This window comes from Tardisphaera saccharovorans (genome assembly GCF_046635845.1).
GTDB lineage: Archaea > Thermoproteota > Thermoprotei_A > Marsarchaeales > UBA168 > UBA168.
In genome coordinates this window covers 639,698-663,567 of sequence record NZ_JAQQXN010000001.1, presented here as the reverse complement: position 1 = coordinate 663,567, position 23,870 = coordinate 639,698, and the positions used below count along the sequence as shown (strand labels likewise).

General features: G+C 50.2%; 18 protein-coding genes. 12 read left to right on the top strand and 6 right to left on the bottom strand.

Annotation, left to right across the window (positions count from 1 at the left end; translation table 11 throughout):
- Positions 1-50: 50 nt before the first annotated feature.
- From PRZ02_RS03195 to PRZ02_RS03185, 3 genes are all read right to left on the bottom strand, one after another.
- Positions 51-824, bottom strand: a complete 774-nt coding sequence (locus PRZ02_RS03195) for a sugar phosphate isomerase/epimerase family protein (RefSeq protein WP_449464392.1) — start codon at positions 822-824, stop codon at positions 51-53.
- Entirely contained in the window at positions 808-1,794 is a 987-nt protein-coding gene (locus PRZ02_RS03190) for a Gfo/Idh/MocA family protein (protein WP_449464391.1), read from the bottom strand. The genes PRZ02_RS03195 and PRZ02_RS03190 overlap by 17 nt, the downstream gene beginning before the upstream one ends.
- Before the next feature lie 91 nt (positions 1,795-1,885).
- Positions 1,886-2,095 (bottom strand): hypothetical protein, encoded by a 210-nt coding sequence (locus PRZ02_RS03185; RefSeq protein WP_449464390.1) that lies wholly within the window; start codon positions 2,093-2,095, stop codon positions 1,886-1,888.
- 395 nt (positions 2,096-2,490) lie between these two features.
- On the opposite strand from PRZ02_RS03185, the gene PRZ02_RS03180 reads away from it, so the two are divergent.
- The 3 genes from PRZ02_RS03180 to PRZ02_RS03170 all read left to right on the top strand — a co-directional run bounded on the left by PRZ02_RS03180 (position 2,491) and on the right by PRZ02_RS03170 (position 7,119).
- Positions 2,491-3,594 (top strand): Gfo/Idh/MocA family protein, encoded by a 1,104-nt coding sequence (locus PRZ02_RS03180; protein ID WP_449464389.1) that lies wholly within the window; start codon positions 2,491-2,493, stop codon positions 3,592-3,594.
- A 563-nt stretch (positions 3,595-4,157) separates the two neighbouring features.
- A complete protein-coding gene (locus PRZ02_RS03175) occupies positions 4,158-5,603 on the top strand; it encodes an L-fucose/L-arabinose isomerase family protein (protein ID WP_449464439.1) in 1,446 nt (481 codons plus the stop codon).
- Positions 5,604-6,297: 694 nt separating this feature from the next.
- Complete coding sequence (locus tag PRZ02_RS03170) at positions 6,298-7,119, top strand: sugar phosphate isomerase/epimerase family protein (RefSeq protein WP_449464388.1); 822 nt, start codon at positions 6,298-6,300, stop codon at positions 7,117-7,119.
- Positions 7,120-7,352: 233 nt separating this feature from the next.
- Here the strand turns inward: PRZ02_RS03170 and PRZ02_RS03165 are convergent, their stop codons facing one another.
- The gene (locus PRZ02_RS03165) at positions 7,353-7,898 is read right to left on the bottom strand and encodes an N-acetyltransferase family protein (protein WP_449464387.1); all 546 of its coding nucleotides are present in this window, start codon (positions 7,896-7,898) and stop codon (positions 7,353-7,355) included.
- A gap of 240 nt (positions 7,899-8,138) precedes the next feature.
- Positions 8,139-9,176 (bottom strand): aldo/keto reductase, encoded by a 1,038-nt coding sequence (locus tag PRZ02_RS03160; protein ID WP_449464438.1) that lies wholly within the window; start codon positions 9,174-9,176, stop codon positions 8,139-8,141.
- 131 nt (positions 9,177-9,307) lie between these two features.
- On the opposite strand from PRZ02_RS03160, the gene PRZ02_RS03155 reads away from it, so the two are divergent.
- The 8 genes from PRZ02_RS03155 to PRZ02_RS03120 all read left to right on the top strand — a co-directional run bounded on the left by PRZ02_RS03155 (position 9,308) and on the right by PRZ02_RS03120 (position 22,663).
- Entirely contained in the window at positions 9,308-10,534 is a 1,227-nt protein-coding gene (locus PRZ02_RS03155; protein WP_449464386.1) for an NADP-dependent isocitrate dehydrogenase, read from the top strand.
- Complete coding sequence (acnA, locus tag PRZ02_RS03150; protein ID WP_449464385.1) at positions 10,531-13,104, top strand: aconitate hydratase AcnA; 2,574 nt, start codon at positions 10,531-10,533, stop codon at positions 13,102-13,104. Before PRZ02_RS03155 ends, acnA begins: the two co-directional genes overlap by 4 nt.
- A 57-nt stretch (positions 13,105-13,161) precedes the next feature.
- The gene (locus PRZ02_RS03145) at positions 13,162-14,346 is read left to right on the top strand and encodes a citrate/2-methylcitrate synthase (RefSeq protein WP_449464384.1); all 1,185 of its coding nucleotides are present in this window, start codon (positions 13,162-13,164) and stop codon (positions 14,344-14,346) included.
- Between the two features lie 215 nt (positions 14,347-14,561).
- On the top strand, positions 14,562-15,764 hold the full coding sequence (locus PRZ02_RS03140) for an MFS transporter (RefSeq protein WP_449464383.1): 1,203 nt from the start codon (positions 14,562-14,564) through the stop codon (positions 15,762-15,764).
- A gap of 1,414 nt (positions 15,765-17,178) precedes the next feature.
- Positions 17,179-18,159 (top strand): aminotransferase class I/II-fold pyridoxal phosphate-dependent enzyme, encoded by a 981-nt coding sequence (locus PRZ02_RS03135; protein WP_449464382.1) that lies wholly within the window; start codon positions 17,179-17,181, stop codon positions 18,157-18,159.
- 563 nt (positions 18,160-18,722) lie between these two features.
- Positions 18,723-19,838 (top strand): MFS transporter, encoded by a 1,116-nt coding sequence (locus PRZ02_RS03130; RefSeq protein ID WP_449464381.1) that lies wholly within the window; start codon positions 18,723-18,725, stop codon positions 19,836-19,838.
- A 420-nt stretch (positions 19,839-20,258) separates the two neighbouring features.
- Positions 20,259-21,662: a hypothetical protein gene (locus tag PRZ02_RS03125; RefSeq protein ID WP_449464380.1), complete on the top strand. Its 1,404-nt coding sequence runs from the start codon at positions 20,259-20,261 to the stop codon at positions 21,660-21,662.
- 80 nt (positions 21,663-21,742) lie between these two features.
- Entirely contained in the window at positions 21,743-22,663 is a 921-nt protein-coding gene (locus PRZ02_RS03120) for an ROK family protein (protein ID WP_449464379.1), read from the top strand.
- Here PRZ02_RS03120 and PRZ02_RS03115 read toward each other — a convergent pair.
- Positions 22,636-22,845 carry a hypothetical protein gene (locus PRZ02_RS03115; protein WP_449464378.1) on the bottom strand — a complete coding sequence of 70 codons (210 nt, stop codon included), beginning with the start codon at positions 22,843-22,845 and terminating at the stop codon, positions 22,636-22,638. The genes PRZ02_RS03120 and PRZ02_RS03115 overlap by 28 nt on opposite strands.
- A gap of 188 nt (positions 22,846-23,033) precedes the next feature.
- Between PRZ02_RS03115 and PRZ02_RS03110 the strand changes: the two genes are divergently transcribed.
- On the top strand, positions 23,034-23,858 hold the full coding sequence (locus PRZ02_RS03110) for a sugar phosphate isomerase/epimerase family protein (protein ID WP_449464377.1): 825 nt from the start codon (positions 23,034-23,036) through the stop codon (positions 23,856-23,858).
- Positions 23,859-23,870 lie beyond the last annotated feature (12 nt).

Here is a 23,870-nt window from a genome sequence, read left to right as displayed (position 1 = left end):
ACTTCCACCCCATCGACCTTCGGCGAGCTAAAAGTCTGGCGCAATTCCCTTTAAGGTCGCACGGCGTAGGAAAATATAGTTGACATTGCCGCCCTGGCATCTACCGCTGCCTGATAAGGATGACCCCTGTATGGGCCCTGCTCAACCATGACAAAGCCACTGTAGCTAGAGAGGAGCGGCATTACTTCCTTCCATGGAACGTCTCCCTGAAGCAGGGGGACGAACCTTTTCGACTGAAGATCGTAGTCTTTAAAGTGAACGCCAACTATCATACCGCGAAGCTCCTTCAACCACTGAGTTGGATGACCTATCTCCATCACGTTTCCTACGTCAAAATATGCGCCAAAGCCCTCTCCTAGTTCTTTTATAAACGCCGCGTACTCAACCGGGCTGTACAACAGTTTGTTCCAAACGTTCTCGACACCCACGGTTATCCCTAGATCCCTGGCTACCTTACCTATCTGCTTAAGGGAAGAAGCGGACAGCGCGAGAAGCTGGTCATAGCTTAGGCTTGGGTTGTTTACACCTGGCACAACCAGGATAACGCCAGCCCCCAATTTTGCTGCAGTCTTAGCCATGGAGATTCCAACGCTTACTCCCTTGCGCCTTGTTTCCTCGTCAGGAGAGTTAAGCGGATACCTCCAGAAAAGGGACGTGCATAGGCTGGGTAACGCCAGGTCACGGGGAACTTTAAGGCCGCTCTCATCCTGAACATCGTCTCCATAGTTGAGCTCAATACCTTCAAAGCCCAGCTTCCGCGCCATGCTGATCTTTTCATCGACCGGCAGCGACCCAAATATCCAGGCGTTAATTCCTGACCTCATCGATTCTCACCTCCCTCATCAATTCCGATGATAGACGGGCGGCCTCAGAAAGCTCCTGAGCCCTTAAAGCGTCCAGTGCGGAAACGGGATATTTGATCTCTCCCTTCAAGAACCTCGTGAATGCCAACATCTCGTCGAGGTACATCTGTTGCCCTCCTCCTTGATAAGAGTGTGTCTCCGTGACGCCGTAACCTTTGATGTCAACCCTTAAGCTCCCGTCAACGTAGCCCTCAACGGTTATTGAGCCATTTTCACCTACGATCCCCCACCCTTCAAGCGACCTTGCCGAAGTCCAACTTTTACTTATATTGCCTATGGCTCCCGATTCAAAGCGTACTGATGCCGAAACGTTATCCTCGATGTCAGAGCCCGGGGTGAACGTGGAGTAAACTGCGCTTACGGATAAGTATTCTCCTGCAAACCAGCGAAGGGCGTCTATCATGTGAATGACGTTCTCCGTCATCATTCCGCCGCTTCTCCTTTTTTCGCGGACCCACCCGGAAGGGCCCAGCAAGCCCTCGGCGTTTCCCAGAGCAAAGCTGTATGCGTAATGGAGCCTGCCCAGCTCTTTTACCCTAGATGCGGCGTACGTAAACATGGGATTAAACCTAAGACAGAGCCCAGGGACGAGCTTTCTCCCGCTTTCAGTCGCAGCCCTGTAAAGATTCTGTGCGCTTTTCAGGTCGGCTGCCAAGGGTTTCTCTAAGAAAACGTCCTTTCCATGCTCTAGGGCATATCTCGCTATTTCATAATGCGTATCGGGTGGCGTTGCTATTACGGCAAAGTCGGCTTCAAGTTTTAGGGCATCGCGATAATCCTGAAAAGGCGATCCACCGTATTTTTTCGCCGCATCTTCGGCCCTCTGCTCCACTATATCGCATACCCCGACCACCTCAACGCCTAATTTCTTCAAGTTCGGCAAGTGCGCCCAATTTGCGACGCCGCCGCAACCTATCACGACTGCCTTCATACGCCCGTGATGCATGAACGTTTAAGCTTTCACAACACGATTCCGTCCTTCCCAAGCCTCACGCTGCCGTTTCTGCCCGCTTTATATCGGCCTAAGTCGTCCTGGAAACCTCGCGTTGCATCACGGTACTCGTAAGGACCTTTGAGGCGCATTTCCCCTGTTGATCGCTGAGCAGTCCCCCCTTAATGTCAACCCTCGTAATGGGCACAATTAGTCTGACTCTCGAGCTCGCGATGGCACGACGTACTCTCAAGTTGTGGTCATTTGACGATCTCCCATCGGTCGCCGCTTTTGATCTCACCGACTGCCACCCCCTTTTACCGAACTCAAGTTGCAAATGCGATCGATCTAAAGCACAAGAGAAAAGATGCGGGAAGAAATGACGTTCAAAAGACCGCGATGCCGCATATTCACGTGACCTGTGGTAGCGTAAGCGAATATCGACGTGCTGTGCTTCGCTTGGCCTTGCTTGCGCCTTTTATGTTGATCGAAAAGTGAAGAGGCAAGCCTCTAATAGCCGTCCAGGGCTGCTAAATCTACCTGGACCATCTCCTCCTGCTATACTTATGCAGGCGATTGCCGTCATTTAATAGCCCTTTGGCTCTGACCGCTGCCTGCCTAGTTCTGAGAGCCTTTTAGCGGTAGCGCAAAGGCCCAATTAAAAGAAAGCCTTTAATGCATCAGCCTCTGCGTCGTATGCCAAGCCAAACGGGAAAGGTAAGAATAGGCTTCATAGGTGCTGGTGGTATAGCTGGTGCTCACTATCAGAGGTACATGACCATACCTGATGTCGAAATCGTAGCCGTTTCTGACGTTGACGAAAACGCCCTAGAGAGGAGAATAAAGGAGTGGAACATTCCTCGCGAGAACGCCTTCAAAGACTACAATGAAATGCTTTCTTCCGTTGAACTGGACGGAGTTAGCATATGCACTCCGCACAGGTATCACGCTCCAGCGGCTATAGCCGCAATGAAGAAGGGAGTTAACGTTCTCGTGGAAAAGCCCATGGCGTCTACCGGAGATGACGCATATGCCATGTATAAAGCTGCGGTGGAAACTGGAAAAACGCTCATGGTCGCATTTCAAAGCAGATACGACCCAGCTCTAATTGCTTCGAAAAAATTTGTCGATTCTGGTTTCTTAGGTAAGGCGTATTATGCTGAGGCCACTGGCATGGGCGTTGAAACCGGAAGAAGAAGAGGGCTACCCGGAAGCCCAACCTTCATAAGCAAACAGCTTGCGGGAGGAGGGGTCACCCTCGACATAGGCGTCTATCCGCTTGATTCATCTCTTTACCTTCTGAATCATCCGATTCCAGTTGCGGTAGATGCGACCACAGCCAGCTATATCGGTCACGACAAGGAGGCAAGTGAGGTAGTAGGAGCGTGGAAGTGGGATCCAGAAAAGTTTGAGGTCGAGGACTTCTCGGCCGCCTTCATAAGGTTCGAGGGAGGTCTCACCATGGTTTACAAGCAGGCGTGGGCCATGCACGCCGAGTCCTTGGGCAATCCTCTTGTCCTTGGTACAAAGGGAGGAATCACCATAACGAACGGAGTGCCCACTTTTTATACTGATCAAAACGGCTACATGGTAAACATATCTCCTACGGGTCTGCCTCGTGTAGACGGATTTAGGCAAAAGATAGCAGACTTCGTGGACGTAATAAAAGGCAAAAAGCAGAATCCCATTGACCCCAGAGGCATAGTCATGATGCACTACATCATCGACGCCATATATGAGTCCGCGTCAAAAAAGAAAGAGGTAAACGTGAGCTTGCCTAGCGACTTGTCTCATCCCTGATCAACAAGAAGCCCTGCACAGCCCCGAACCTCAATTAATTTTTGAATCGGATGTCACGATAAGCAGCGGCAAGCATCCCGCTCAGGAGCCCAAGCACGCCCATGAGGCTTCTACCAAGTAATCGGCATACTTCCGAGAGCGCAAGCTGCACTCTAACGTCATAGCGGTGAACTTCCCATTTAAATTAAGGCTTTAACACAAATCCAAAAGCGCTTGTAATCGTCAGGCCTTGGCTTTAGGCTTACCCTGTACTTGCCTCTTTTAAATGGAGCGATCGCACGCTTAGAGCGAAAGCGCAAGGCAGAGCGCGTTAACTTAAACTTGTATCAAGCACCTACCAATGCCTCATATGCCGGTTGGGGCAACGCCAAGTGATCCATTGCGATCACTGCATCGGTTTTATTAGCTGAAAGCGCTAGCGACCTACATCGCGGTGCGATTGAAGACATCTAGGTTTCCTTGGCACCCATACCAGTTTCAACTGCACCAATTACTCTGTTTACGTATAATAAACTATAAGATATACTTAATAACAACTTCTTGCATATACTAAATTGAGATTAGTGCCCATAGGCATAGTTATGCTAGGTGATGAAAGACCATTTGTGATGGAACAGCTAAAACCTCTCTGCGAGAGGCAGGTGCAAGCACTTCGCGAGTTCCTCTTGCAAGCTGTCAGTTATGAAGGAAATCGTCCAAAAGTAGTCACGGCGCCAAAAATAATTACATCGGTAAAAGAGTCGAAAGAGGTAGGCGAATACTTCCAAAGAGAAGGGGTAGGAATTCTAATACTCCAATATTACGTGTGGAATTACCCGTATTTGGTCTGGCCCATGTTAAACATCATTGGAAAGGAAAAACCAATCCTAAACTTTTCAAACAACGAAGGAGACTATCCTGGTAACGTAGGGCTTTTGGCCACCTCAGGAGCGCTCAGGCAATCGGGCCTGCGGGCAGATCGGATAGTCGGTGATTTAAAGGACGAGCGCGTTCGCCAGGGCATACTTAAGTGGATAAAGGCCGCGGAGGCGTACGCGTCGCTTAAGGGGCAGGTTTACGGTTCGTATGGAGGCCATTCCATGGGTATGGAGACCGGTTATTTCCACATAATACCATTTCAGAGGTACTTTGGCGTAACGGAATATCACATAGACCAGCTGCTGTTACGCGAAGAGATGGATAAAGTGAGCGCAGAGGACGTTGACAAAGGCTTCGCCTGGCTATCCTCGTTACTGGCGGATAGGATAAAGTACAGCCAGGGGCTAAGTCCAGAGATCCTCAAGAAACAAATAAGGCTTTACCTTGCCATAAAGAGTGTAAACGAAAAATATGATTTTGATTTCTGCGGCATTAAAGGGCAAAGGGAATTTACCGAAAGCGTTGTTACTACCGACGTGGCGGAAATGCTCATGAATGATCCCTATGATTGGAATGGTCGTAAGGAACCAATGGTCTGCGCTACCGAGGCAGACGCGGCGGGCGCGCTAACCATGCAAGTTCTCAAGTACATAGGAGGGGGGGTGCCCGTCCTTTTCGCCGACGTGAGATTATATGTTCCTGATTATGATGTATGGGTTCTAGCGAACTCTGGCGAGCATTCGAGCTGGTATGCGTCAAGGAGCTTTGATCCACGCGATAACTTCAAAAAGATAACACTTTATCCGGCCGTTGCAAGGTACTTCCCGAAGGGTGGGGCATCAGTGGAATTCGACGCAGCTCCAGGTGAGATGACCTTCGCAAGACTTGGCATAGTTGGCGAAAAACCGTTCATGGTAATAGCAGAAGCAGAAGCAGTAGACCTTCCCGACGAGCAAAAAGAAAAGATAAAAGACAAGACGAATCCCACGTGGCCACATATGTTCGTTAGGTTCAAGTGCTCATTCGACGACTTCATGAATGTCTTTCCCGCAAACCACATCCATGGAATAGCTGGAAATCATGAGGATGAACTTGTTAAGTTCTGCAATATGGCTGGGATCGACCCTGTAATCCTCGGGCAGATGGGCTAATCAACACGGGAACATGGCTACGTACACGTGAGTATTCCTAAGTGGAAGTCGAGAAATTAATGGCGACTGCACCTTGGGGTCGCTTGATCCCATTTGGAGGCAAGCTTTGCGCGTTCTTTCAACTTTGAGATGAAATAGCCTCCGATCCCAGCAACTGTTTGCTATTCAGGTAACCATTTAACTTGCGATCACGTGTCTTATGAAGACCAGTTTCCTAAAGAATTAAGCACAGAAGGAGACGAACGTCATACAACACCAAATTCATGCAAGCATATAAAATTGGTGCCTTATTTTGGGTTTCGCTTCAGAACTACGATGTTTAAAACGTCGTGCAAGCCACAAGCTCGTGCTGCAAGCATAAGAGTTCGTGGAAGGGGCATCGTTAGGAAGCCTTTGCTAGGTCGTCGCGAGAGTTTCCCCCAAGACTTCCGATTATGTTACTTCGCGCTAGCCATAGGGGGATGCGCCATCCTTAGCCTATTGCGTGCTGCCCAAACGTTAGCATTAGGCTCTTCTTGTTATCTTTTCCTCCTGAAGGATTTAAACATCCGACACGCCAAACCGTCGACTTAAAAAAACGCCCCATGAAAGTAAACCAAGAAAATAGGGGGCACAAGCGCCGTAATCAGACTATTTAAGACCGTAAAATGAACATGTTTTTACGCAACGATGCATGGGTGCATGGTGAAACGACATGAAGGTTGGCTTCCTTTCCTCTGCCTTAAGGAATGTTCCCCTTTCTGATCTTTTTGCCTTTGGGAAGTCGATAGGCGCTCAGACGGTGGAACTCGCTTACGCTCCTTATAAGGAAAGCCCGAGAGAACTGGCTAGAGAAACGGGCATAAGCATATCGGCGATCGGTGCTTACGCCAATTTTCTCGATCCAGATGAGGAAAGAAGGAAAGCTAACTTGAATCACGTGAAGGACGCCATCGACTTCGCATCGAACAACGATATCGATTTGGTATGCACTTTTGTGGGTCGCGACCCATGGAAGGACGTAGAAGAAAACTTGGCTTTAGCCCAGGAGCAATTTGGGCCGGTGCTCGACTACGCTTATTCCAAGAACGTGAAGATCGCGATCGAGAATTGCCCCATGGAAAAGTTCCCATCCGGTACAAACATAGCTTATTCGCCAGAGATATGGGATCAGCTGTTTAAAATGTTCCCTAGTTTGGGCCTAGAGCTTGACCCATCTCATCTGGTATGGCAGGGAATTGACTACGTGAAGGCTGCGCATGATTACGCACCTAAGATAATGCACGTGCATGCCAAAGACACAGAGCTACTCACTGATAGGCTTTCGCGCGTCGGTATATTCGGGCATGGCTGGTGGCGGTATAGGATACCTGGATGGGGATCCATAAACTGGAGGGCATTCATAACGGCCTTACGCGAGGGCGGATACGATGGTGCCCTTGACGTGGAGCATGAAGACCCGGTCTACAGCGGGACCGAGGAAAAGGTCAAAAAGGGAATCACGCTGGGAGTATCGTACCTATCTAGTCTTGTTTAACGGTCAATGCCCTAGCGGAAAAGGAAAGCAATTCCATGAGAGGGTGGGAATGTCTAAGCCGCGCCTTAGGTTCGTAACTTAATAGGTAGGCTGAAAGAATTAATCAACGTTAAGCGCAGCGCGGAACCCATTTTCGTGCTCTAACATGTGCATCTCAAACGTTCTAATTTACGCTTAGATGACCTATCACAACATGAGCAACCGTGCGCCAGTCAAAAAGCCTTCACGATAAGCTAGAGCTCTCTGCACACGATCAGCGCGTCTGCGTATCCCCCTTTAAAGAGCCCCATCTTTGGCACCATTCCCGTCTGGACAAATCCAAGTTTCTCGTAAAGGTGAATCGCGGAAGCGTTGTGGACGTAGACTTCGAGCCTTATGAGCTTGTAGTTTTCGGCCCTTGCAAGATTTAGCAAAATGCTTATGAGCTCGTAGCCTAAGCCCGCATTCCTCCATCCACTGAGAACGCCAATGCTTAGGGTTCCGACGTGCTTTGCCCTGCCAGATCCTCTCCTTATGCTGGCATGTGCAACGATTTTTCCCTCAGCAAGCGCGACTAGACTCAAGAGATCTCCTTTAAGCATTCTCTGAATTTCATCCGCTACAAACCTCACCTCCGAGAGATATGTCTGCCTTTCGTTAGTAGAGATGGGTGCATCTTCCTCTATAAGCGCGTTTATGTAGTTCAGTAAGCCTTCAACGTCTCCTAGGTCGATCGCCCTTATGAGTACAGGCCTACCGTCTTTTGTGGTAAACGTCCCCATTATCTGAGCTGGTTGCACGTTGGATTGGTTTTCGGGCTACTCTTAAAGGTTTTGGGTGATGGGTCATCATTTAATCCGCGCATATCGAGAGGATGACGCCTGTTATCGTCGCTTATTAGCTAAAAGATAAGCCGTTCTTAGCGTAAACTCCCCACTCGCATAACGTCTTGTCAAGCGGTTGGGCCGCCGATAACACCAGCGCCTAGGCGTGCCGCTTGCGTAACCGCGTGAGCTGAAGCGTCCGCGCGCGTCGTGATGTCAATGAGAGATCATGCCCTTGCCCGTGATCTCATCGATCCTTTGCAGGTCATCCTTCGTAAGCTTCACATCAAGGCTTCTTAAGTTCTCTTCCAATTGATCGATGCTCGTAACGCCTATTATTGGGATCGTGACAAAACCAAGCCTCTCCTGCGAACTCATAAGCCATGCCAGAGAGACCTGCGTTACGGTTGCGCCCTTTGAGTCGGCTATATCCTTGAGTTCCTTAATTAGCCTTAGGTTTTGATCGGTGAAGTACCTCCTCACAGATTCGAACCTCTCACCTCTTGTCCCCTCGGGTACAACCCACTTTCCGGAGCTGAAGTCCACGTATTTCCCGGTGAGCACACCTTGAGCGATGGGAGAGTAAGCAAGAACTGCCATTCCATACCTATTTAAGATCCAAGTCTTTTCTGCTTCTAGCCCTCTATCTATTACGTTGTAGAGATCCTGCGTGCTGATGAACCCTTCAAGCCCTCTTTCGGCCGAAAGCTGCATAAACCCAGCCACGTCAGCGGCCGAGTGATTACTTATGCCAATGTAGTTAACCGTTCCATCAGATATGAGGTAATTAAGCGTGCTAAGGATCTCAATTTTTGGAGTAGATGGATCAGCCCAGTGTATCTGGTAAAGGTCCACATAAGATGTACCCAACCTCTTGAGCGATTCTCTGATCTGCCATCTGATGTGCTTGCGAGAAAGACCCTCCCCGTTCTGCCAAGCCGCCATCTGCCCCCTTACCTTTGTGGCCAGCACGACCGACTCCCTGTCGACCTCGGCCAAGAACTTGCCGAGCAATTTCTCAGCGTTGCCAACATGGTTAAGGTCAACAGGGGCCATGGCTCCGTGGTAACGGTTTGAGGTGTCGTAGAAGTTTATACCGCTGTCGTATGCCCTCTTGGCGATCTTAAGAAAAAGGTCATCATTTATCTTGTGGACGCCATATTCATCTAGCTCCGACAGAATTGGAAGATGCCATGTGCCAAGGCATAGAGCCGAAACCTTCACTCCACTAGATCCAAGGTTCACGTACTTCATGAAGTAATTATCGGCTACCAAACTTAAGTGCTTCTTTTTTCGGCGGAACGATTTTCAATTTACAGCCTTTTTTTGAAATAAGAATTTTTCGCCAAGCTTAAATCGGGAAAAATATTCCACAAGTAACCGAATTGCATGAAAAAATATACATGAAGAGACCAGTAGTTGAAATAGACGGTGACGAAATGGCCCGCGTCATGTGGAGCCTCGTAAAGGAGTTGCTACTTAAACCTTACGTGGACCTCAAAACCGAGTACTATGACCTTGGATTAAGCCACAGAGATGAAACCGATGATCGCGTAACGGCTGAGGCAGCAAATGCCATAAAAAAGGTTGGCATAGGAGTTAAATGCGCAACCATAACCCCTAACGCGGAAAGGGTAAAGGAGTATGGCTTAAAAAACGAATGGCCAAGCCCAAACGCAACCATAAGAAAAGCGCTGGGAGGGACCATATTCAGAAAACCCATATTGCTCAGGAACATAATTCCCGCTGTGAGGTCGTGGAAAAAACCCATAGTTATAGCTAGGCATGCCTTCGGCGACATCTACGATGGAGAGGGACTGGAGTTTGGGCAGGGCGGTTACGTGGAACTGTCCTTCAAGTCAGGCACTTCGGTGAACTCGGTGCGTAAGTTGGTAACGGGACCGGGCATCGCAGAGGTCAAGGTAAACTCCCTAAGTTCAATCGAAGAATTCGCGCGCTCATGCTTCAATTACGCGCTTGATGAAAGAATGGACCTCTGGTTTGCCGCCAAGGACACCATATCGAAGGTTTACGACGCCAAGTTCAAGGAGATATTCGACGAAATTTACGAGAAATCGTACGCCCAGAAGTTCAGGGCGGCGGGAATTACGTACAGCTACTTCCTCATAGATGACGCCCTTTCGAGGGCCGTTAGATCTGAGGGAGGATTTGTTTGGGCGGCAAAGAACTATGACGGCGACGTTCTCTCCGACCTCATATCGTCAGGGTTTGGCTCGCTTGCCCTGATGACCTCAGAGCTCTACTCTCCAGAAGGATTCAAGGAGTTCGAGGCGGCACATGGGACGGTTCAAAGGCATTACTACGCCTACTTGAAGGGCGAACCCGTCTACACGAACCCCATAGCTACGATCTTCGCTTGGACTGGCGCCCTGAGGGCAAGAGGGAAAGCCGACGACACGCCACAACTCTCCACGTTCTCTGATACCTTGGAGTGGGCGGCAAAGAAGACCGTCGAGGCTGACGGCGTAATGACCAAGGACGTGGCCTCCATGTCTGCCGTGCCCCCTAGTCACGTAGCAACGCTTCAGGAGTTCCTGACAAAGGTGCAGGAGAACCTAGAATTGGCGCTGGATCGGGGAGAGCAGAAGTGAGCGAGAAAGGCCCTGAGGAGTTACGGCAGAGAGCGCTTTCGCATTTGAACGCACCGCACGGGACCATAGCCGTTTACAGCTTGAGGCGGCTACTAGGCGACTCGGTGAGCCACCTTCCGTATGCGGTAAGGATGATGGCTGAAAACGCCCTCAGAAACGGCGATGAAGACTCGACCATAGCTCTCATCAACTGGAAAAAGAACATTGGTAAGCCCATTAGGCTTTGGCCAACAAGGATAATACTTCAGGATGCAACGGGCATACCAGTACTGGTGGACTTGGCGGCCCTCAGGGACGAGGTCAGGCGCAGGGGGGCGGATCCGCTTAAGGTAAATCCCGCGATACCCGTTAACCTGGTAGTTGACCACTCGATCAAAGTTGACTACTTTGGATCTTGGGACGCGGCTGCCGAGAACGCAAAACTTGAGCTGAAAAGAAATGAAGAAAGGTTTACGTTCCTGAGGTGGGCCGAAAAGGCCTTTAGGAACTTTGAGGTTGTCCCGCCTGGAAAGGGCATAATACATCAAGTGAACATGGAGCATTTCTCGAAAGTGATAACTCAATCGGGAGATGGGTCAACGGCTTTTCCAGAGATGCTCCTGGGCACGGACTCCCACACAACCATGGCCTCCGCGCTTGGTTACCTAGCATGGGGCGTAGGGGGACTTGAAGCCGAGGAGGCCATGCTTGGTCAGCCGTATACCGCGGTCATACCAGAGGTAATCGGGGTCAGGCTTGTAGGGGAAATAAAGGGATGGGCGACTGCCACCGATCTCGCACTTTTCATAACGCAGAAGCTCAGAAAAAGCGGCGTGGTGGCGGCATTGGTGGAGTTCTTTGGGCCAGCGGCGAGAACGCTTCCGGTACCGGACAGGGCTGCGCTTTCTAACATGGCACCTGAATATGGAGCAACCACAGCGCTCTTTCCTATCGATGAGCAAACGCTTTCCTTTCTGAAGACCGTAGGAAAGGGCGACGATCAGGTTACTTTGGTGAGAGATTGCGCCAAGGAAATGGGTATCTTCGCCGACGATCCCGAGCCCGATTACTCAAGGATCATCGAGGTAGACCTATCAGATGTGGAACCTTCCATATCTGGCCCATCGAGACCTGACCAGAGGATGCCTCTCGGAAGCTTCGGTAGCTCACATGGTATGGCTGCTGAAAGCATGCAGGACGGCTTCGTTGCCTTAGCTGCAATAACCAGCTGCACGAACACGTCAAATCCATGGCTCATGATAGCCGCTGCCATGCTTGCCAAAGAGGCCGTAAAGAGGGGACTAACGGTTAAACCTTGGGTGAAGACGAGCTTTGCCCCGGGTAGCCCTGCCGTGTTGGCCTATCTAGAAAGAGCAGGACTTATCCCCTATCTCGAGGCGCTCAGATTTCACGTGACGGGCTTTGGCTGCACCGTGTGCATAGGTAACTCTGGACCGCTGCTGCCTCAAGCCGAAGAGGCCATCGGCAAGGGATTAAAGGGTGTTTCCGTCATAAGCGGAAACAGAAACTTCCCTTACAGGATTCATCCTCTTATAGCGTCGAACTACCTTGCCTCTCCCCCACTCGTGATAGCCTATGCCATAGCCGGAACGATCAACGTAGATCTGAATAGCGAGCCCATGGCAATAGACCCCAACGGTAGGCCTGTCTTCCTTAGGGACCTCATGCCATCACGCCAGATGGTTGACGTGGCCGTTAGAAGCGTTGTCCGCGCTGATGACTTCAAAGCGGCGTACTCATCCGTAACCAAGGGGAGCGAGCACTGGAGCTTGCTCAGAGTTAATACGTCTGCGCTTTTCTCGTGGGATCGCAAGTCTACGTTTATCAGGCCGCCGCCGCTTTTCGCGTCTGAGGAGCGCGGGGAAATCGAGGGTGCGCGCGCTCTTTTAGTTCTGGGTGATGACGTGAACACGGACATGATCTCCCCCGCCGGAGAGATACCGGTAGACAGCGACGCGGGACGGTACCTTGTTCAACAAGGTGTGAGCCCTGAACAGCTGGGAACCTACCTATCCAGAAGGGGAAACCATGAGGTGATGGTACGCGGCACCTTTGCGCACCCATCGGTCAAGAACGCGCTCGCTGGAGGAAGGACAGGACCGTGGACCGCGCACCTGCCAGATGGTCAGATCATGAGCGTGTTTGAAGCGGCTCAAAAATACATATCAGAGCACGTTCCACTGATAATCATAGCCGGGGAAAGGTACGGAAGCGGGAGCTCGAGGGACTGGGCAGCGAAAGGCCCAGCGCTCCTGGGGGTCAGGGCAGTTATGGCTGCCAGCTTTGAGCGCATTCACCTTTCAAACCTGATCTCGGTTGGGATCTTACCCCTGCAGGTTGATGCCCATAGCCTAAGGGTTTTGAGCGGTAAAGAGCTATTTTCCGTGCGCTTTCCCCACGGCCTTTCGCCGGGATGCGATGCCCTCGTGACCTGTCGCGACGAAAAAGGCTCATGGTCGTTTGTCGCTAAAGCGCGGCTTGACACGCTACCGCACGTGGAGAGGTATAAGGCAGGAGGGATCTTACCGCTAGTCTTAGCACGGTATACCAAATCCAGCCCAAATTATTGAATGGAATTCAAATTTTTAGCCATAAGGTTTAAAAATATCCATTATCATTCGGGCATAATGGATACAATTTACAAGGCAAGCGAGGATTCTGCTACGGCTTACCTGTCGGATTCGCGTCTATCGCTTGGCTTAGAGGACGTCTACATAAAGCCCACAAGGCTAACCTACATAGACGGAGAGAGGGGGGAGCTAAGGTACCTCGGATACAGAATCGAGGACATAATATCCTCCGGCGCGAGCGCCGAGGCGATCCAGTACGCTTTCCTTTACGGCAAGCTTCCGGACGACAGCGAGCTGGCCCGCTTCAAGACCTTGGTAGAAAAGGGCTACGAGCTACCTGATTACGTCGTTAGCTCGGTGGCAGCGCTTCCCCGCTCCTCAGATGTGGTAGGAATGCAGGCTGTTGCCATGGCTTCACTGGCCGCGGGGTCAGATTTCCAGTGGAGAAAGACTCACATGCCCGATGCCTTTGCAACCATGTTGGGGCAGATGGCAGCGATTACGGTAATTGCTCTCAGGCATGCCATGGGTAAGGAGCCAAAGCTTCCGAGCCCGACCGCCAGTTATGCCCGCAGCTTTTTGGTCGCACTTCAAGACAAGGAACCAAGCGATGAAAAGGTAAGGGCTTTAGACCAAGCCATAATACTCTACCTTGATCACGAAGTGCCTGCCTCGACAACTGCTGGGCTCGTGACCGTGTCCACGCTCGCAGATCCCTACTCAGCGGTGTTAAGCGCCCTTGCCGCCCTGAGAGGCCCTCTTCACGGAGGTGCAACAGAGGGCGTTATGGCCCAGCTTAACGAGGTGGGAGCACCGCAGTCCGCAAAGGAATGGTTCGACAAAAATGTGGCAAGCGGAAAGAAGCGCCTCATGGGTTTTGGGCATCGCGTTTACAAGACCTATGATCCCAGGGCCTTGATCTTCAAATCCATTGCCATCAAGTTGGCATCAGAAGGGCAACTGCACGAAATGCTCGCAACTGCCCTAGCCCTGGAACAGGTAGGCCTCAAGTCCCTCGCCGCTAAAGGCATCTATCCAAACGCCGATTTCTATTCCCCTATAGTATATGCATCCCTTGGTATTCCCTACGCGAAGGGAGCATACACAGCGATGTTTGCGCTTTCAAGGACCGCTGGATGGCTTGCTCACTTTGAGGAGTATGTGCAGATGGGAGGAAGGATAATAAGGCCAAGGGCCCTTTATATTGGACCTGCGCTGAAGACTTTGACACCTAAGCCGTAAGGAAGTGATGACCTCCCTTTAGACCGTGAAGGCTCTACCCGCCTACTGAAAAAAGATGGTTCGCCTGCTTCGTGATCATGGTCTAGCTCAAGCGAGCTCGGCCTCGAGCAAAAGTAAGTCAGCTACTGTTAGCTCATGGCAGGCGAGCTCTGGGCATATAACCTTTTAAAATCGAGCGAATAAAACTTTTTATAGCAACGACCCTAGCATTTCGTATGAAATCATCAATAATTATTTCAATCATCGTAATAGTGGCTATGACGTTTGCCCTAAGGGCAAGTAACAACATGGTAGTCACAACGGTGCCTCTGTTGGCGAAGTATGAGTTTTCCATGGGCCCAACGGAAATCGGCGTAATATCCGGGGTATTTGCTGGATTTACTTTCTTGGCAAGCGCTTTTTTGAACTCAAGGTTATGCGCCGTTAGGAGAAAGTTCTTCTTCATACTTTCCAGCGTTGGATTTGCGGTGATGCTTCCGCTGTTCTACCTGGCCACTCCACTTACGATTTGGTTGTTAGCTGCCCTTTCGGGGTTTGTGCTGGGCTTTTTAATGCCAAACATAGTGACCTCGGCCGGCCTGTTTCAAGATGCCAAGACTAGAGAGCGCGTACTGGCTATATACACGCTGAGCCTAAGCACTAGCCTGATCGTGGGCCCTTCCCTAGAGGGCCTAATACTCATGAAGTACACGCTAAGGCAAGCCTTTCTCTTTTTCGCGCCGTTAGGTATTTTGACTGCCGCCCTTTCTCCAACTATACGCTTCCCAGCAAGTGAAAAAAAGGAACCAGTTAAGTTTGGCCAAATTTCTTCTAACCCTTACTTCATGACTGCCGTATATAATATACTCAGTTACAACGTGCCGTTTGCAATCCTGACGGCTTTTGGAGGCATATATGCCAAGGACGTCTTCGGCGCGTCCTATGCTCAAATTGAGCTCTTATTTGCCGTATTTTTTGCTGCATCCTTCACCGTGAGACTTATCCTTTCGATTAAGCACTTCGAGGCGTTATTTAACTTGACTTATTTTGGCATAACCCTTACCTTGGTAGGGTTAACGCTCATGGCGATTTCTAGGTCATTGCTTATGTTGGCGGTCGCTTTTCTTCTGCTTGGAGTACCTCACGGGCTTACGTATCCGATTTCGCTGATTTACATAAGCCGCGGCTTTGAAGAAAAACTAAGGAACGCTGCAAATTCTTTCTTTTTTTCTGTAATGATGATCATTGGGGTGGCCGTGCCATTTCTGGCTGGCGCGGTCATATCCTTAATTGGGATGAGGCTAGCGTACTTCTCCCTGATTTTGCCTGTGGTGATTCTTCTTATTTTGATAAGGCTAAATCAGCAAAGGCTCAACAGGCTTAATGCAAAACGAAAATCAACCACATCGAAAGTTCAGTTGTATACGCAGCCACACTAAAAGATCACCTTAAGCGTACTGTGCCATTCCCTTACCTTAGTACCTGCAAGGAACTTTTCTCATGCGCTCGGTAATGGTTTCGCTAACATCAGCCAGCTATTATGTGATGGCTCATATGTTAGCAGGGCTTTCAGAGAGGTAGCAAGGCTTCAGGCATGAGATAGGCAAATACCCTAGTAAGCGCGGAGACCTCCCGTTTGTCTGCAGTATACAAAAGGGCCAGCGTATTGTACGCGACTTTCATTTCATCTCATGATGGGTGCTTTAACGTGATGGGCCGTAGGAGTGGAAGTCCCCTTGAAGGAATGGATGGCACTTCATGGAAAGTTTTTTGTGGCTAATGCGCAATGGGTAACTACGCGGTAAAGATGAAGGGGATCGCACTCAGTTTTGCGATCTCTGCTATCGCTATGTCCAAGCGGTGAAGTAAGGCAGGAAGGTGTTCTAAAAAACCGGGAATCGCGAACTTCCTTAAGGGGCAAATCCGAGAGACAAAGCGCTCGAAGGCCAAGGTTATGGAGGCGCTATTTGGTAGCGATCGCCCACGCGCTTCAATGTACAAAAAAGCGACCCTCAATACCTAGGAGCGTCAGCGCCGCAAAAACCAAGGCGTCTTAGGACACGCGAAGAAGGCTTCCGCAGGTAAAAGAGAACCGCGGAAAGGACTCTTTTGATCACCATCCCGATTCATGGCGATAAGCGGACAGGTAATACCAGAATGCTGAGAAAATACGCGGAGAGCCTAAGGTTACGTAAGGACGCCTGACCCCAAGAAGAATGAGATTAACACGAGATAAGAAAAGAAGCCTGGAAAGGAAAGGCGCAGAAGGCCAAAACCTACGACCTACGGTTTGACGAAGGCAAGATCTTGTAGGCTCTTTCTCCCACAGGAAGCTCTTCCTTGAGGCCGAGTGGTCCACCAAGCACGTGATAGCGAGTGGCATAGCTGCGCTCGAATTAAATAGAGGACAAAAGGCGGATAAAGTGCTGGTTAACGTAAGGAATGCGCTCAGGGGGGCTTCGCCCGTTCCTCATGCGGCTTCTGATCCCAAGGGGTATTATGTAGTCCTAGTCATAACGGAGCAAAGTACTTCGCCTGTGGAATGCAGGCGAGGTGCCTGGGACGATCGCGCCTCCGCGAGCAGCGCATTGGAACAATTATCTCGTACTTCACGCAAGGAAGCAAGCGGGTCAACGAACCGGGAAAGCCTACCTGTAGCAGTGAAGCAATTCACTAACCATCCTTCGCCGGCCTTCTTTTCTCCCGATCTCCTAGAAGTCCACTGATGAAGCTTCCCTCTTAACGTTAGCCGCTCTGTACCCGTCATGTTTAAATTCGTTTCGATTAAGAGCGGTTGCCCATTTCACGCTGCATTCTACAATGGAAGCTTATTAATTCCGTTAAGTTTATCCCATGCAGATTGAGCATTTCGAGTGGATGAGAACCCATAGGGCGAGGTTTGACCTTTCCTCTAGTTCCATGTCTCCAATCAATCCCGATGAGCTTGAACCTACAGATGCAGATGCGCTTTCTCTGGTTGCTCAGGCCTATGGCGCAAGCTTGGATGAAGTTGCTCTCGTGCATGGCACTCAGGAGGGCAACTTCCTTTCCCTGATCGCCATAAGGAAAGCCGTCAACCAGGCCGTCAGTTTTCTTCCCGAATATGAACCCATAAGGGTACTTCCATCAGCCTTGAACATTTCAGTCCTTACCGCACGCGATCTTGAGGGCCCCCTGCCGCGGTCGTCCGCTCTTGTGATCTCGAATCCAAACAATCCGACGGGAAGATACATGGACATGCACAAACTGGAAGAATTCAGCAGCTGGCTCCAAGAATCTCATTCTTATGCCATAGTTGACTCCGTGTTCTCCGACTTCGTTAAGCTCAAAATCAAAGCACCTTTGCCTAACGTGATTTTCACTGGAAGCACGTCAAAGTTCTACACCATGAGCGGCGTGAAGCTCGGCTGGGTTATAGCTGAGAAAGGCATTATAAGAGAGGTAAAGGGTTATGCAGATCTAATATCGCCTGGACCGTTCGATCTCGAACTGAGGTACGCTGCTAGGGCGCTGTCTGAAAAGCGCGAGTTCGAATCTAGGAATGCCGACATAATATCAAAGAATGAGCGCGCGCTGGCAAACCTCTCAGATGTTATCCACGTCCCTGGAATGCCCATAGCCTTTGTCGCTTCACGCTGCAGCGTAAACAGCCTAGCGCTTGCAAGTCGCTTACTTGATGCCGATGTGATGACGATACCGGGCCGCTACTTCGGAGTTGAGACGGGAGTTCGTATAGGCCTCGGCAGCGTAGGACCTGAAGATTTCATGAAAGGCATTGAACTGGTTAGTTCCGTGATAGAGCCATGTGTCCCTCAGACCAGCGGAAGAGCGTAGGTAAAATCACTACGAGAAAGCGATGCAGTGGTCATTATTCATGACTTGACACCCGTAACCCGAAAGGCATTGAAGTTGAGAAGTTGATTTCAGAACGCGAGGCCCGCGGTCTACCCTCCAACATATAAGCAGAGAACCAGATCGGCTAGGACTGGCCACAAAAAAGTTATTTCTAATCAAAAGCTTAGTACCATTGGAGCCCAACCACTTTCCATAGCTGCGCTTGACGCGGCTGTCTCATGAACTCGTTACCTTTCCCGCTTCCCGCAAAAGTTAAAGCGCGGGCCCGACACGCTCCCTTTTGAGTCACCCTCTTAATGCCTCAAAGCGCAATAGCCGGCGCGCATTTCTATAAGCGCAAGGCGACAAAAAAGCAGGGCAACCCCAGTTATCGGCGTCCTCACCGTGGCTCCGGGAGTATCCCTTATGGCATGTCCCCATTGCCGCTTATTCATTGCGCGGCCTCTCATTAACACATGCAGGCCAAGCTGCCAAAGGAACATGTAGAGGTGTTTCCCTGGGCTTTTGCGCGCATCGCTTATAAGGTGTACAAGTCGGAGCTCGTGAAACCTAAGCGTGCCTTTGCGCTTTACTTGGCCTTCCTAGGAGACTTTGTGTTGGGAATCGAATTTGTGGCATTACCCATAAAGGGCTACCTGCTTGGTGCTAGCCCTTTAGAGATAGGCCTGTTGGGAGGGCTCTCAAGTGCCTTATATTCCTTTATGCCTCTCATGGCAGGAAGGATAGGAGATAGGATCGGCTCAAAGGTGCCGATCACGCTTTTCCTCATAACTTATCCAGGAATAACTGCGGTCTACTTCGTCTCGAGGTCGTTAAACCTACTCATGATAGCGCGCGTAGTTGAAGGCATGGAATGGCCATTTTACTGGCCAAGCCTTGAGTCAACGGCAGCTATAAGCGGGGGCAGAAAGGGTCTCAGGAACTATAACCTATCTTGGGGAATTGGCGCGCTGGCAGGGCCATTTGCAGGCGGAGCTTTGGTCTACGCGATCGGTCCTTCAGGAACCTTTGCGGCGATAACGCTGATCGTTATAATAAGCGCCATCCTTTCGATTTTTCTCTTCAAGGGGGAGAAAGAGGCAAAAACGGTCGAAAAAAACGGGAAAGGAACTGTGAACGCCATGTACTTTTTAGCGGCCTTCGGCTACGGCTTCGCTGGGACCGGTTTTCTTTCCTACTTTCCGGTGACCGCTTATCGTTTAGGAATATCCTCGCTTTACGTTGGATCGTATGAAGCGCTTATGGGCTTCTTCAGGGTAGCAGCCATGGTAGGTATTGGTGAGGCGCTTGATAGGATTGGAGACAAGATCGTCAGGAATTTATCGCTTTCCCTTTTAGCGGCTTTTATAGCTCCGCTAGGTCTCATGTTGGGATCTTGGTTCTGGGGGCTTTCCCCTTCTCTGCTCGGGCTTTTCCTTGGCATGGCCTACGCGATTTCAATACACGGGGTGCTGGAGGGGCAGGGTTCCAGGGGAACCAAGGCGGGCATTTTCGAATCTACGATTGGTGCTGGGTCTTTTCTAGGGCCTGTCTTTTTGGGCTTCTCCGCGTCTTACTTCCTTCATTACGTTTACTCTCCATACATCATGCTGGCCATTAGCGGTGTTTTCATCGCGGCCGCCACGGTAGCCGCATCTAGAGCAAAGTTGCCCCTGTGAAATTCCAAAAGCTAGCAGTGAAATGGCCCTCGCGAAAATCACAACGACTACAGGAACAACCGGTTTAAGATGAGCTGTGAGCTCAAGCGTCGCTTGCGATGCCTAAGCGATTTCACCACGTATCCATGTGCTGCAAGCTCGAACAGAACCCTGCCTCCTTATCTGCAAGACCTTTCGCTTTCGTTGCTTTTTATTGCTTGGACGCTATCCGAAAAACCCGACGCTCATGGGTCTTTGGCAAAACCCTCAGATCAAGAAATTCGAGGAGGTGCATTCCCGATTTCATCATGAAAGCAGCTCATGAGTACAGAGGTGGCGCTAAGCGGAGAACTGTCCAATTTTACAAAATTTTCTCTTATTTCACGAATTAATATATTATAACCTATGAATCAAATTTATAAGCTGATGCACCACATTACTATGGAAAAGATTCCAGTTGTTTATTTAGAGCCGCCGCTGGGAGCTGTCGGCTTTCCAGGCTCTCCTAACATTAGTTATCTTGATGCAACGGCCAGCCCTGAGGTTCGCTCATGGTACGATACATCCTGGAAATGGGAAGATGACATAAGGCATAAAATCTCATCAAAAATTAAGGAACTGTATCCCGATGTTGAGTTCGCCGAGTACCCGATAAAGAACGTTGATGACCTTAGAGCGTTCCTCGATCATGAGGGCAATGCAGCTGGTTACGTGGTCGTAGACCTGCAGGGTCCTTCTGCCTTGTTATCTGAGATCATACAGACTGGTAAGCCCATTGTGCTACTTGCGGAGTCGCTAGGAGGCGGTGGGGATTACCTCCTGGATAGGGATCTTATTGACAGATATCCCGTGGTGAGCATAGCGACAAGGGATATAACATCAGAGAATGCCCTAAGGAAGGTCAGATACCTCGTTGCCCTTCAAAATCTGAAGAGCACCCACGCGCTAGTTATCACCAATAGGGACATGTCGGCGTGGATTAATCAGGTATCGCTTCTCACGGGGATAAAGCTTACTCTGATGAGCGGTAGTGAGTTTTCCGATAAATATTTCTCAAAAGTTGAAGATGCAGCGGCAAAACCGATTGCAGATAACTGGATAAGCGGCGCCGCTCAATTTCCCGATAAGGAAAAGCAGTATGATGAAGTTCTCAAATCGGCAAGGCTTTACATAGCCATGCAAAGGGCGCTAGAAGACAAGCAGGCCAACGCTATAACCATCGATTGCTTGGGGCTAAGGAGCGCCAACTCTGTTGTCCTCGACGCTTGGCCATGCCTAGGTTATGCGCAGCTCTATAGAGACGGCAAGTACGTGCCCATGTGCGAAGCGGATCTTAACTCGCTTCTTGTTGCCTTGATTGGCAAATACCTCTTAAACGTTAATGGTTCGGCAACAGATCCAGTTACGGACGACCTGAACGGCACAGTAACCTATTATCACTGCTATCTACCCACAAATCCGATCAACGGCATGAACTTAAGGTACTCGATAATCCCGTCGCATCTGGGAACTAGATACGCCGCCGTCAACGTCGAATATCCCATAGGCGAGAAGCTAACAGCAGTCGGCTTCAACCTAGGTGAAAGGTCCGTTTACGTTCACGAGAGCACGATCGTTGGTAATGAGCTCTCCTTGCCGGCATGTGGAACTAAGGTGATCGCGAGCGCCCCAGTTAGAACGCTTGCGAGAAGATGGGGGCACGGCTGGCACAGAGTCCTTTTGCTAGGCGATCACAGGGATGCCATAAGCGAATTCTCGAAGCTCCTAGGGCTCAAGGTCATAAACGAGGACTCCGAACGATTCCAAGAAACGGGTGTCCAGCTCTCTTCGTCGAACGCGATCTGAGTTTCTGGGGTTTCTTGGAAAGGCACATTACGGACAGGCTGCCGAAAGAGAAAATTTAAGGGACCCTCCGCTAATAGCCTATGATACTTGGTATAGACATAGGAGCGACGTGGACAAGAGTCGTGCTAGCCAAAGAAAACGGCGAATTCGTAAAAAGGGAAAAGTTTCGTACAACACCGGATCCCGTTGCGACTGCGCTGGGAGTAGCTAAAGAGTGGGACTACGACTCGGTAGGGGTTGGTTCCATAGGACCGCTAGACCTTAGGCAAGGGCTGGTCGTGGCCTCGGCCAATGCCCCTTCAGGCAAGTTCTCCATAGCCGAGCCCCTTCTGCGCACGGGTAAGCCTTTCTACATAGCGAACGACTGCGTGTCCGGAGTCTGGGGAGAGCACGTCTACCGCTGGAAGGACGTTAAAAACATGGTTTACCTAACGTTCTCAACCGGCATAGGAGCTGGAGCTGTTGTCGATGGCAATCTCTTGCTGGGAAAAGATGGCAACGCACATGAGGTAGGATACATAGTTGTAGATCTCAGCTCAGAGATAGCTTGTTGCGGAGGAATTGGCTACTGGGAAGGTATAGCAAGCGGAGGCCACCTGGTCGATGCTTTCAACGTAATGACTAAGAAATGGGGCGTTAAGCCAAAGGAAAACCCCAAGGAAGCGCCCGATGTGTTCAGGCTTGCATCTGAAGGAGACAAGGCCGCTGAGAAGTTCATCGATTACTGGCTCGACATCAATGCCGCGGGGATTGTTACCGTTTCCGTTTCTTACGATCCTGAGCTCATAGTGATCGGGGGTTCCGTCGCACTTAACAATTGGGGACTCTTCTATGACGGCGTTCGCGATAGGATAAGGGGTCACCTTCGCGTAGCGGAGCCAAAGCTGGAAAGAGCGTCGTTTGGAGATGATGAGGTTGCCATGGGGGCTATTGCCCTTGTGTATAACACCCCCGCTTCGCTGAAGGCATTTAACTATCCCAGAAAGGGAGGAGCAAAGTAAGTGCCCAAGCAGTTTTCAGCCGACTTCCTTTCATCGGCCTCGAGTGCGGCCAGTAGGAAGCGTGCTTCATGTCTCTCTTTAAATAACTTAAGAACGCGGTAGTTAATCCTAGAGCCTCTTTGCGTAGGATTTTTCAGGGCTGCGTTTTCCTCCACTATCTCGGCCGCCTTTTTCCTAGCCACTTCGGTGAGCGCTAAAGATAGCTTAAACCTGTTCTGACCCCGTAATACGTTAGGCCTTTCTCAACCTTCCTACTGGCCACACAAAAAGAGAAAAAATCGACCGCGCGCATGGCCGCGACCACGACGTCGATGCCGCGCCCTTTCTGCTATTTTTGCGGCACCCTTTTAAGCGCGCCCAAAACGCTTCTATGAATTTCTCAATTTGCAAGATAATTTTTGGCTCACTGAAATTAAACGACTTTCTTGGGGTCGCCGCAAATCTCGGATTTGATGGCGCTGAATTTGGATATGATGAAGCTATTGCCTACTTCCCAGACCCTCAGGCCTTAGATCAGGTGCTGTCGGCAAAGGGTTTGCGCTGGGCTGCAACCTACTGGGGAGCTCCTTGGCACCTGAAGTCGCAAAAGGCTTCGTTAATTGAGGAGGCACAAAAGAGGGCAAGGTACATGTCGGAAGCTGGATGCACGAACTTGATACTCGGCCCTCCCTCTCGTTTTGACGGATATGAAGAGAACAAGGAGAATTACTTGATCCAAGCCGTAGATACCATGACCCAGGTCGCACAAATAATGTCCGCATATAAAATCAAAGCGTCTTTGCATAATCACTACGGTACGATCATAGAAGGCCCTGACGAGATAAATTACGCCATGCAGAATACTGATGATCGGCTTATCGGCTTTTGTCCCGACATAGCACACTTGTCCTTTTCAGGAATAGACCCGCTTCCCTTCGTGCAAAGATACGTGAAAAGGGTCGCTCACGTGCACCTTAAAGACGCAGTTAGGCCTGGGGAATTCGTGCCGAGAAACGAGAAATGGGACGAAAGGCTCAGAGACCTGGGAAAAGGTGACCTTCCCCTCGTGCAAATCGTCAAGTTACTCAAGGACCACAATTATGATGGATGGATATCATATGAGCAGGATAGGCCCCAGAATGGGGAGAGCGCAATGGAAAGCGCTCGGGCAAGCAAAAGCTACATCGACTCCGTTATTAAGTCATCGCTTATCTAAAGCGAGCGAATA

Coding starts and splice junctions, on each gene's coding strand:
- PRZ02_RS03195 (WP_449464392.1), bottom strand. CDS start 824: ATGAGGTCAGGAATTAACGCCTGGATATTTGGGTCGCTGCCGGTCGAT.
- PRZ02_RS03190 (WP_449464391.1), bottom strand. CDS start 1,794: ATGAAGGCAGTCGTGATAGGTTGCGGCGGCGTCGCAAATTGGGCGCAC.
- PRZ02_RS03180 (WP_449464389.1), top strand. CDS start 2,491: ATGCCAAGCCAAACGGGAAAGGTAAGAATAGGCTTCATAGGTGCTGGT.
- PRZ02_RS03170 (WP_449464388.1), top strand. CDS start 6,298: ATGAAGGTTGGCTTCCTTTCCTCTGCCTTAAGGAATGTTCCCCTTTCT.
- PRZ02_RS03160 (WP_449464438.1), bottom strand. CDS start 9,176: ATGAAGTACGTGAACCTTGGATCTAGTGGAGTGAAGGTTTCGGCTCTA.
- PRZ02_RS03145 (WP_449464384.1), top strand. CDS start 13,162: ATGGATACAATTTACAAGGCAAGCGAGGATTCTGCTACGGCTTACCTG.
- PRZ02_RS03140 (WP_449464383.1), top strand. CDS start 14,562: ATGAAATCATCAATAATTATTTCAATCATCGTAATAGTGGCTATGACG.
- PRZ02_RS03135 (WP_449464382.1), top strand. CDS start 17,179: ATGCAGATTGAGCATTTCGAGTGGATGAGAACCCATAGGGCGAGGTTT.
- PRZ02_RS03125 (WP_449464380.1), top strand. CDS start 20,259: ATGGAAAAGATTCCAGTTGTTTATTTAGAGCCGCCGCTGGGAGCTGTC.
- PRZ02_RS03120 (WP_449464379.1), top strand. CDS start 21,743: ATGATACTTGGTATAGACATAGGAGCGACGTGGACAAGAGTCGTGCTA.
- PRZ02_RS03110 (WP_449464377.1), top strand. CDS start 23,034: ATGAATTTCTCAATTTGCAAGATAATTTTTGGCTCACTGAAATTAAAC.